Here is a 9,721-nt window from a genome sequence, read left to right as displayed (position 1 = left end):
GTCATGGGGCCCTTTACGAAATGGGCAATCAGCTCCTCGGGAATGGTCGGCAGCTCACGGTCGGCAGCCTGACTGGTCTTCGTTTTACGTGGCATGACATGCTCCTTAGCGACATGTTATGCCCTAAACACAAAATTCCTGACAGGCCCTTGCCCTGCGGGGTTGGTCGCTGTCGGGTGCAAAACCCAACGCCGCCCAAACGAACCCCACTCGCACTCAATCCCCCTTCACCCCCGATGCGCCCACCCCGTCATCCGCTTCTCCACCACCGCGAAAAACTCATACATCACCATCGCCATCACGGCGATCACCACCAGGCCGGCAAATGCCAGCGGCATCTTCATCGCCGAGCCGGCCGAGACCAGCAGATAGCCAATGCCTTCATTGGCGGCGCTCATCTCCGACACGGTAGTCCCCACGAACGCCAAAGTAATGGCCACCTTCAGCGAAGCAAAGAAGTAAGGCATCGAACGCGGCAGGCCAACCTTGAGCAACACATCGGTGCGCCTTGCACCAAGTACGCGCAGCACATCCTCCAGTTCCGGCTCCAGCGTAGCCAGCCCGGTAGCGATATTGACCATGATCGGGAAGAACGAGATCAGGAACGCCGTCAGGATCGCCGGGCCGGCGCCAAGCCCGAACCACACCACCAGAATCGGCACGAACGCCGCCTTGGGCAAGGCATTGAACGCCGTCATCAGCGGATAGCCCGCCGCATAGGCCAGCCTGGACGACCCCATCAGCAAACCCAGCACCACGCCCACGACAATGGCGAGCCCAAAGCCGACCATGGTGGTCCAGAAGGTCCGCCATGCATGGCCCGCGATCACGTCCCAATACGCGAACAGCGATGAGACGATCGCGCTCGGACTGGGCAGGATGAAGTCCGACACGTTGAACACCAGGCAAGCGCCCTGCCAGAGCAACAGAAACGTAGCCAGCAGCAGCCACGGCGCCACGCGCTGCACGCGGCGCTGCCGGGCCGCGCTCATCGGGGAAGAAAACGTGCTCATGGTCAGTGCTGCCGTACGTGGCCGATCTTCTCGCGCAGCGAGTGCACGAGTTCGGCGAAGGGTTCGGTATAGGTCAGATCGAGGTCGCGCGGACGCGGCAGGTCGATCTCCTTGCGCGTCAGGATGCGGCCGGGGCGCTGGCTCATCACGTAGACGGTATCGGCCAGGAACACGGCTTCACGCAAATCGTGAGTCACCAGGATCACGTTGAAGCGCTGCGCCTGCCACAGGTCGCGCAGCACGCACCACAGCTCCTCCCTGGTGAACGCGTCGAGCGCGCCGAAGGGCTCGTCTAGCAGCAGCATGCGCGGCTCGTGGATCAGCGCGCGGCAGATCGAAGCGCGCTGCTGCATGCCGCCGGAGAGTTGCCACGGATACTTGTCCTCGTAGCCGGCCAGCCCCACGGTGCGCAGCAACTCACGCGCCCGCGCCGTGTATTCCTCGCGCTTCTGGCGCAGCGTGGAGCGGTAAGGCTCCACGATCTCCAGCGGCAGCATGACATTTTGCAGCGTGGTGCGCCACGGCAGCAGCGTCGGCGCCTGGAAGGCCATGCCCACCATCTTGAGCGGCCCGGTGACTTTCTCGCCGGCGATCTTGACCACGCCACGCGTGGCGGGCTTGAGCCCCGTGGCCAGCTTCATGAAGGTGGACTTACCGCAGCCGGAGGGCCCCACGATGGCGATGAACTCGCCCGGCTCCACCTGCAGCGAGATGTCCTCGATCGCGAACTCACCCTTGCGGGCAAGCTCGTCGTTATAGGCGAGCCAGACCCGGTTGAAATCGACGAAGGGTCGCGCAGCCGGTTCGGCGGACAGTTCCGCCGGGGCCGTGGCCCCGGCGCGCAGGAATGCGTTGGCTACCGTCATCGCAGCACATCCAGTTCGGCGGCCGACGGCAGGTAGGCGTCGGTCCACAGGTTGTCGGGGTTGATGCGGCCCTTGGTACCGAAGGCATCGGCTACCTGCGAGGCCATCAGCGACAGGCGCGGCTTGTTGACCCGGCCGAAGCCCTCGGCGCGTGCGTCGGGCGACCTGACCACGCTGTCCAGCGCCATCTTCAGGCGCCTGGTCTCGAGCTTCTCGTCGATGATGCCGTCACGCGCCTTGACGGCCTTGATGCCGTCTTCGGGCCTGGCGATCACGTCCCTGGCCGATTTCGCGAAGGCACGCAGGAAGGCCTTCACGGCGTCCGGGTTCTTCTTGAGGAAGTCTTCAGAGGCGATCACGGCATTGCCATACAGCTTCACGCCGAATTGCGGATAGGGCAGCACCACGATGTCCTCGTCCTTCACCCCGCGCGCATTGAGGTTGAGGATGGAGGTGAAGGAAAAGCCGGTAATGGCGTCCAGGTCGCCGCGCGTGAGCATGGTCTCGCGCAGCGTCGGGTCCATGGCCTGCCAGTTGAAGCTGGATGCCTGCAGGCCGTTGGCCTTGGCGAAGATCGGGAAGGCGCGGCGGCCGGCGTCGAATACCGGGGCGCCGAGCTTCTTGCCGGCCAGGTCGTGCGGGGCCTTGATGCCGGACTTCTTCAGCGCCAGCACGGCCGCCGGCGTGTTGTTGTAGACCATCATCACGGCCACCGGCTTGTTCTTCGCGTCCGGGTTGTTGCCGTAGAACTCCATGACCGAGGCCAGGTCGGCAAAGCCCATGTCGTAGGTGCCAGAGGCCACGCGGTTGACCACGTTGCCCGAGCCGTTGCCGGCGTCGATCGATACATCCAGCTTCTCGGCCTTGTAGTAGCCCTTCTGCTCGCCCAGCAGGAACAGCGCCGACGGGCCTTCGAAGCGCCAGTCGAGCTGGAAGCGCACCTTGGTCTGGGCGTGCGCCTCGCCGGCGAATTGTGTCGACAGCACCAGGGCGGTACCGAGCGCCATGCCAAGCTGCAACAGGCGGCGGCGCGCCGGGGACGCGGCTGCGCCGGTTCCGGCATCGGTACGCTGGGCGCCAACGCAAGCGGCAATGGCATCGAACTGGGTGGCGGCGCGGAATAGCGGCATTGAACTCTCTCCTGTTGGTCGTCTTCCTGGAGAGTTCGTCTGCAAGGCGCATGCCATGTAATCGCGCACCAACACGGGGCGATTGCGCCACTTATTGTCGAACCAAATTCGTGCACCCGGATATGTCGATACGGTTTGCCAGGATAAATTGTTGACAATTTATCCTGCCGCCCGCGGCGCTCGGCGGCGCGGATCAGGCATCCTGCGTGGCGTCGCCTGCTTCAATGGCCAGGGAGACATCCTCCACCGGCGCCTCGCCATCCGCCGCGCTGCGGGCCTGGATGCGCCACATCTCGGCGTAGCGGCCATCCAGCCGCATCAGTTCGGCATGCGTGCCGCGCTCGATGACGCGGCCGTGATCCATCACCAGGATCTGGTCGGCGTGCACCACGGTGGAAAGCCGGTGCGCGATCAGCAGCGTGGTGCGGTTCTGCGCCAGCCGCATCAGCTCGGCCTGGATGGCCTGTTCGGTGCGCGAATCCAGCGCCGAGGTGGCTTCGTCGAAGACCAGGATGGGCGGATTCTTCAGCAGCGTGCGCGCGATCGCCACCCGCTGCTTTTCCCCGCCCGACAGCTTGAGGCCGCGTTCGCCCACGGGCGTATCGTAGCCCTGCGGCAACTCGCGGATGAAGGCGTCGATCTGGGCCGCGCGCGCTGCCTCGATGACCTCGTCGCGGCCGGCGTCGGGACGGCCGTAGGCGATGTTGTAGTAGATGCTGTCGTTGAACAGCACGGTGTCCTGCGGCACGATGCCGATGGCGCGGCGCAGGCTGTCCTGCGTGATCGCGCGGATATCCTGGCCGTCGATCTCGATGCCGCCGCTGCCCACGTCGTAGAAGCGGAACAGCAGCCGCGCCAGCGTGGACTTGCCCGAGCCGCTATGTCCCACCACCGCGGTGGTGGTGCCCGCCGCGATGGTGAAGTCCACATCGTCCAGGATCACGCGGTTGCTCTCGTAGCCAAAGCCCACATGGGCAAAGCGCACGGCGGCGCCGCTCACGCGCAAGGCCTGCGCGCCCGGCGCGTCCGCCACCTCGCGGTTGGTGCCCAGCAGCACGAACATGCGGTCCATATCGGTGGTGGCCTGCTTGATCTCGCGGTAGATCACGCCGAGGAAATTCAGCGGGATGTACAACTGGATCATCAGCGTGTTCACCAGCACCAGGTCGCCCAGCGTGAGCTTGCCTGCCGCCACGCCCACGGTGGCGCGCCACAGGATCAGGATCAGCCCGGTGGCGATAATGGCCTGCTGGCCGAAATTCAGGAAGGACAGCGAGTTCTGCGAGCGGATCGCCGCCGTGCGGTAGGTAAGCAGGTTCTCGTCGTAGCGGCGGGCCTCGTACTCCTCGTTGCCGAAGTACTTGACGGTTTCGAAGTTGAGCAGCGAATCGATCGCCTTCTGGTTCGCGCGGGAATCGAGCTCATTCATCCTGCGGCGGAAATGCGTGCGCCACTCGGTCACGACGATGGTGAACACGATATAGCTCACCAGCGCGCAGCCCGTGATGGCGGCAAACCAGATGTCGTAGTGCAGGATAAAGAATCCCATCACCAGCCCCATCTCGACCAGCGTCGGCAGGATGCTGTAGAGCGAATACGAGATCAGCGACTGGATGCCGCGCGTGCCGCGCTCGATGTCGCGGCTCATGCCGCCGGTCTGCCGGTCCAGGTGAAAACGCAGCGACAGCGCGTGCAGGTGGCGGAACACCTGCAGGGCGATCTCGCGCACCGCGCTCTGCGTGACCTTGGAGAACAGGATCTCGCGCAATTCGGTGAACAAGGTCCCCGACAGCCGCAGGACCCCATAGGCGACGATCAGCCCGACCGGCACCACCAGCAGTGCGGTAGCGCTGCCGGCGGGCACGTTCATGTTGTCCACCAGCTTCTTCATCAGGACCGGCACGCCCAGGTTTGCCACCTTGGCCGCCACCAGGCACACCAGCGCCAGCATCACGCGCCATTTGTAGTGCCAGACATAGGGCAACAGGTTGCGCACGGTCTGCCAGTCGCTGCGCGGAACGTTGGATTTGCCGAAGAGGGAGGAAGGCTGGGCGGAGGACGGCTCGGCCGACGTAGAGTAGCGTCGCATACGTTAGAATTCGGGCGAATATGCGATTGTGGCAGAGATCGTCTTTGTTAGCCGGCGCCACGCCGCTTATCCCCGTCACGGAACCGCCTCGACGCCCGGACCGCACGGCGGCAAGGTCACTCCGGCATGCGCGCCGGCGCGCCGGCACCCCGCCGCAGCCCTTGCTACCCCGCCCCAACCCTATCCAGCCTCAAGCCATCATGAACCAAGCCAACGCCCTCCCCTGCCTGCCTCCTGGCAAGAATCCCGCCCTGCGCGTGGTCCCCATGCCGGCGGACGCCAATGTGCACGGCGACGTCTTCGGCGGCTGGATCATGGCCCAGGTGGACATCGCCGGCTCGATCCCGGCGGTGGAACGCGCCCAGGGCCGCGTGGCCACCGTGGCGGTGAACTCCTTCCTGTTCAAGCATCCGGTCTTTGTCGGCGATCTGGTGAGCTTCTACGCCGATATCGAGAAGACGGGTCGCACCTCGATCACCGTGTCGGTGGAAGTCTATGCGCAGCGCATGCGCCACAGCCACGAGATCGTCAAGGTGACCGAAGCCATCCTGACCTATGTGGCGACAGACGACACAAGGCAACCGCGGGTGTTGCCAGCGATATAAGCGGCCGCCTGAAGCCGGCTCCCCTGCCAGGCATTCCTGGCGGGGCGCCGGCGCGAGGGTTCAGCGTCGGCTCTGAATGCTCTGAACGCCCGCGAGGAAAAGCGGAAATTTCCGCACGCACATGCAGCCGTTTCTGATTGTTTCGGCTCGCCTCAGATCCTTAAATGCTAATGATTATCATTTTCATTTAAGGAGAATTGCATGCGTTCGTACATCAGGTCTGCCGCGCTGCCGCCACGGCGCCCTCTCGCTTCCGTCGTCCTGGCCGCGGCCTGCGCCACACCAGTCCTGGCAGACGATTTGCAACGGCAAGGCAAACACATCGAACTGGCGCCGGTCACCGTCACGGGGACGCAGGCACCCGGTTCCAAGGTCGAAGCCTCCGGCTCGGCCAAATACGCGGCGCCGCTGCTCGATACGCCCCAGACCATCACAGTGGTGCCGCAGCACGTGCTGGAGGAGCAGAACGCCTTGAGCTTGCGGCAGGCGCTTTCCAACGTTTCCGGCATCACCTTCAACGCCGGCGAGGGCGGCGGCGGCTCCGGCGACAGCATCAATATCCGCGGCTTCAGCGCCAACGCGAACATGCAGATCGACGGTTTGCGCGACAGCGGGCAGAACAACCGTTCCGACCTCTTCAACCTCGAAGCGGTCGAGGTGATCAAGGGGCCGAATTCGGTCTTCGGCGGCGCCGGCACCACCGGCGGCAGCATCAACATGATCAGCAAGCAACCCAAGGCGGACAGGTTCACGCACGTCGGCGGCGGGCTCGGCACGGCCAGCTTCCACCGCCTGACCCTGGATACCAACCAGCCGCTGCCGTGGAACGGGCCCGCGGCAGTCGTCCGCCTGAACCTGATGGCGCACGAAAACGACGTGCCGGGGCGCGACGCCCTCGAACGCCGCCGCTGGGGCATCGCGCCGTCGATCACCTTCGGCATGCAATCGCCGACGCGCCTCACGCTGAGCTATTTCCACCAGCGCGACGACAACCTGCCCGACTACGGCGTGCCGGCGCTGAACGGCCAGCGGCTCGCGGGCGTCAGCCGGCACGCCTACTTCGGCTGGCGCAACGTGGACCGGGAGAACATCACCACCGACGCTGCCACCGTCAGGTTCGAACACGAATTCAACGACAACCTCAAGCTGCAGAACCTGACCCGCTATTCGCGCCTGCACCGCGACACCGTGATCTCGGCCTCGCACGTGAACCAGGCGGGGCTGCCGCCGGGCCGCTACCTGCCGGCCGGACCGCAGGGCTATGGCCGCGACTCGGCCACCGAGCTGTGGATCAACCAGACCAACCTGACCAGCCGCTTCGCCACCTTGGGGCTGGGACACACCCTGGTCAGTGGCTTCGAAATCTCACGCGAGACTTACGACCGGACTACCTATTCCTACAATCTCGCCAAATACTATCCCGCCAACGGTTTCGATCTCTCCAGCCCGCCAGGCTACTGGAGCGCGCCCACCAACCGGCGCGACAGCGCGCGCAACAAGACGTGGCTTGACGTCAAGGCGCTGTACGCGCTTGACACCATCGCCCTGGGCAAGCACTGGGACCTGAACCTCGGCCTGCGCTACGACTGGATAGATGGCAGCGCCGAGAGCACGCCGCTGGGCAAGGCGACCGACCGCGCGGACAGCACCACCAACCAGCTCAGCAGCCGGGCGGGCCTGGTGTTCAAGCCCACGGACAACGGCAGGATCTATTTCGCCTACGGCACGTCCTTCAACCCGTCCGCCGAGTTCCTGGTCAGCACCGGCTCGGGCGTGAACAAAGCCACGGGGGGACTGGCGCCCGAGAAAAACAAGACCTATGAGCTCGGCAGCAAATGGGAGTTCATGGAGCGGCGCCTGGGGCTGAACGCGGCGCTGTTCCAGGTCGACAAGGACAACACGCGCGAACGCCTCTCCGATGGCAGCTACGCCCTGGCCGGCGAGCAGCGCGTGCGCGGCGTCGAGCTGGGCACGGCCGGCAAGGTGACGCCGAACTGGGACGTTTTCGCCAACTACACTTACCTGAACAGCAAGACACTCAAGTCACTGTCGCTGCCCGAGCGCGAAGGCAAGGCGCTGGCCAACACACCGGCGCACTCCTTCAGCCTGTGGACCACCTACCAGTTGCCAGCGGGCTGGACGCTGGGCTACGGCGCACGCTTCATCGGCAGGCGCAACGTGACGTCGGTGGGGGACGGCACGCTTGGTGCCTACCTGGTGCACAACGCCATGCTCGGCTACGCCCCGAACAAGAACCTCAAGTTCCAGCTCAACATCGACAACCTGTTCAACAAGGCCTATGTGGAGCGGGTGCGCCAGACGCTTGGCAGCGCATCGCGCTCGTCCGCGATCGAGTATGGCGATGGCCGGTTCGCGGTGCTGTCGGCCGTCTACTCCTTCTAACGCCACGCGCCGGGGTCAGCCAAATGATGATTCACATACCCGGCGTCCTGACGCCGGAACAGGTACGGGAAAGCGTGAGCCTGCTGACGGAGGCCAACTGGGCCGACGGCAAGGCGACCGCAGGATTCCAGTCCTCCCTCGCCAAGGACAATCTGCAATTGCCGCACGACTCCCCGCAGGGCAGGCACATCGCCGCAATGATCGAGCAGGCCTTGCGGCGCCATCCCCTGTTCTTCTCGGCGGCGCTGCCGGCCAGGATCTATCCCAAGCTGTTCAACGCCTATGCGGGCGGACAATCCTTCGGCACCCATGTCGACAATGCCATCCGCTACCTTCCAGACGGCTCGGACAGCATCCGCACGGACATCTCGGCCACGCTCTTCCTGTGCGGGCCCGACGACTACGACGGCGGCGAACTGATCATCGAGGACACCTATGGGACGCACGAGGTCAAGCTACCCGCCGGCGACATGATCCTGTATCCGGCTTCCAGCCTGCACCGTGTCAGCCCGGTGACCCGGGGCACGCGGCTATGCGCGTTCTTCTGGATCCAGAGCCTGCTGCGGGACGCCCGCCAGCGCGCCCTCCTGTTCGACCTGGATACCGCCATCCAGGAAATCGGGCATGCGCTTGGCCATGGACACGCCACCGTGGTGCGCCTCACCGGCGTCTACCACAACCTGCTGCGCGAATGGGCGACGCCCTGACCTTGGCCTCGGCCTTGATGCCGCGCAAATGGCGGCAGCGGCGGGGGCCGCCCATCCGCCGTATCGGCCAGGGACGCCCGCAGGCTCAATGGAAGCGCGAGAAGTCCGGGCGGCGCTTCTCGAAGAACGCCTTGAAGGCTTCCTTGGCTTCCGGCGCGTGCAGCATGCGCCGGAACACCTCGCCCTCCTCCGCCATCTTCGCTTGCACGGCCGCCTTGTCGCCGCCCTTCATCAGCCGCTTGGTTTCCCGCAGCGACGAAGCTGGCAGCGCGGCCAGCTTGCGCGCCTGCTGCTGCACGAAATCGTGCAACTCCGCCACCGGCAGCACGCGCGTCACCAGGCCGATCTGCAGCGCTTCCTGCGCGCCGAAGGCCTCGCCCAGCAGCAATTTCTCGGCGGCGCGCTGGTGACCCAGCAGGCGCGGCAACAGCATGCTCGATGCCGCCTCCGGGCACAGGCCCAGTTGCACGAACGGCAGCGACAGCTTCGCCGTCTCGGAGGCATAAACCAGATCGCAATGCAGCAGCATCGTGGTGCCCACGCCAACCGCCGGGCCACTTACCGCCGCCACCAGCGGCTTGCTCGCCTGGCTGATCTGCTGCAGGAACTGGAACACCGGTGCCGGCTGATCGCCTTCGCCCGAGGTGGGCGGGCGCTGCATGAAATCCTCAAGGTCGTTGCCCGCGGTAAAGACTTCCGCCTTGCCGCGGATCACGATCACGCGCACGGCGGGATCGGCATCGCCGGCGCGCAGTGCGTCGGCCATGGCCTGGTACATCGCCGCGGTGATGGCGTTCTTCTTGTCGAGACGATCGAACTCGATGGTCAGGATGCCTTGTTCGATAGTGGTCAGGATGCTCATGAAATCGTCTTCTCCTTACTGCCTGGTTGACTTGTCCGCCTTCCCC

At 65.1% G+C, this 9,721-nt stretch carries 8 protein-coding genes; 3 read left to right on the top strand and 5 right to left on the bottom strand.

What is annotated here, in order from left to right; genetic code table 11:
* Window positions 1-227 precede the first annotated feature (227 nt).
* From AC1DS6_RS37990 to AC1DS6_RS37975, 4 genes are all read right to left on the bottom strand, one after another.
* A complete protein-coding gene (locus AC1DS6_RS37990; protein WP_441629182.1) occupies window positions 228-1,013 on the bottom strand; it encodes an ABC transporter permease in 786 nt (261 codons plus the stop codon).
* Between the two features lie 2 nt (window positions 1,014-1,015).
* The gene (locus AC1DS6_RS37985; protein ID WP_441629184.1) at window positions 1,016-1,879 is read right to left on the bottom strand and encodes an ABC transporter ATP-binding protein; all 864 of its coding nucleotides are present in this window, start codon (window positions 1,877-1,879) and stop codon (window positions 1,016-1,018) included.
* Entirely contained in the window at window positions 1,876-3,009 is a 1,134-nt protein-coding gene (locus AC1DS6_RS37980) for an ABC transporter substrate-binding protein (RefSeq protein ID WP_441629186.1), read from the bottom strand. The genes AC1DS6_RS37985 and AC1DS6_RS37980 overlap by 4 nt, the downstream gene beginning before the upstream one ends.
* A 193-nt stretch (window positions 3,010-3,202) precedes the next feature.
* Window positions 3,203-5,098, bottom strand: coding sequence for an ABCB family ABC transporter ATP-binding protein/permease (locus AC1DS6_RS37975; protein WP_477104453.1), 1,896 nt, complete (start codon window positions 5,096-5,098; stop codon window positions 3,203-3,205).
* Window positions 5,099-5,298: 200 nt separating this feature from the next.
* On the opposite strand from AC1DS6_RS37975, the gene AC1DS6_RS37970 reads away from it, so the two are divergent.
* From AC1DS6_RS37970 to AC1DS6_RS37960, 3 genes are all read left to right on the top strand, one after another.
* Window positions 5,299-5,703 (top strand): acyl-CoA thioesterase, encoded by a 405-nt coding sequence (locus tag AC1DS6_RS37970; protein WP_276287028.1) that lies wholly within the window; start codon window positions 5,299-5,301, stop codon window positions 5,701-5,703.
* Between the two features lie 201 nt (window positions 5,704-5,904).
* On the top strand, window positions 5,905-8,106 hold the full coding sequence (locus tag AC1DS6_RS37965; RefSeq protein ID WP_441629191.1) for a TonB-dependent receptor: 2,202 nt from the start codon (window positions 5,905-5,907) through the stop codon (window positions 8,104-8,106).
* A 23-nt stretch (window positions 8,107-8,129) separates the two neighbouring features.
* The gene (locus tag AC1DS6_RS37960; RefSeq protein ID WP_441629193.1) at window positions 8,130-8,813 is read left to right on the top strand and encodes a Fe2+-dependent dioxygenase; all 684 of its coding nucleotides are present in this window, start codon (window positions 8,130-8,132) and stop codon (window positions 8,811-8,813) included.
* An 85-nt stretch (window positions 8,814-8,898) separates the two neighbouring features.
* On the opposite strand, the gene AC1DS6_RS37955 is transcribed toward AC1DS6_RS37960, so the two are convergent.
* Window positions 8,899-9,675 (bottom strand): enoyl-CoA hydratase, encoded by a 777-nt coding sequence (locus AC1DS6_RS37955; protein WP_441629195.1) that lies wholly within the window; start codon window positions 9,673-9,675, stop codon window positions 8,899-8,901.
* Window positions 9,676-9,721: the final 46 nt, after the last annotated feature.

The organism is Cupriavidus sp. 05L310 (assembly GCF_056398185.1).
Note: the sequence above shows the minus strand (reverse complement) of the source record. Positions and strands in the feature narration are given on the sequence as shown.

Bases quoted from the DNA above. Each gene is read 5' to 3' on its own strand.
- AC1DS6_RS37985 (WP_441629184.1), bottom strand. From the start codon at position 1,879: ATGACGGTAGCCAACGCATTCCTGCGCGCCGGGGCCACGGCCCCGGCG.
- AC1DS6_RS37955 (WP_441629195.1), bottom strand. From the start codon at position 9,675: ATGAGCATCCTGACCACTATCGAACAAGGCATCCTGACCATCGAGTTC.
- AC1DS6_RS37970 (WP_276287028.1), top strand. From the start codon at position 5,299: ATGAACCAAGCCAACGCCCTCCCCTGCCTGCCTCCTGGCAAGAATCCC.
- AC1DS6_RS37990 (WP_441629182.1), bottom strand. From the start codon at position 1,013: ATGAGCACGTTTTCTTCCCCGATGAGCGCGGCCCGGCAGCGCCGCGTG.
- AC1DS6_RS37975 (WP_477104453.1), bottom strand. From the start codon at position 5,098: ATGCGACGCTACTCTACGTCGGCCGAGCCGTCCTCCGCCCAGCCTTCC.
- AC1DS6_RS37965 (WP_441629191.1), top strand. From the start codon at position 5,905: ATGCGTTCGTACATCAGGTCTGCCGCGCTGCCGCCACGGCGCCCTCTC.
- AC1DS6_RS37980 (WP_441629186.1), bottom strand. From the start codon at position 3,009: ATGCCGCTATTCCGCGCCGCCACCCAGTTCGATGCCATTGCCGCTTGC.
- AC1DS6_RS37960 (WP_441629193.1), top strand. From the start codon at position 8,130: ATGATGATTCACATACCCGGCGTCCTGACGCCGGAACAGGTACGGGAA.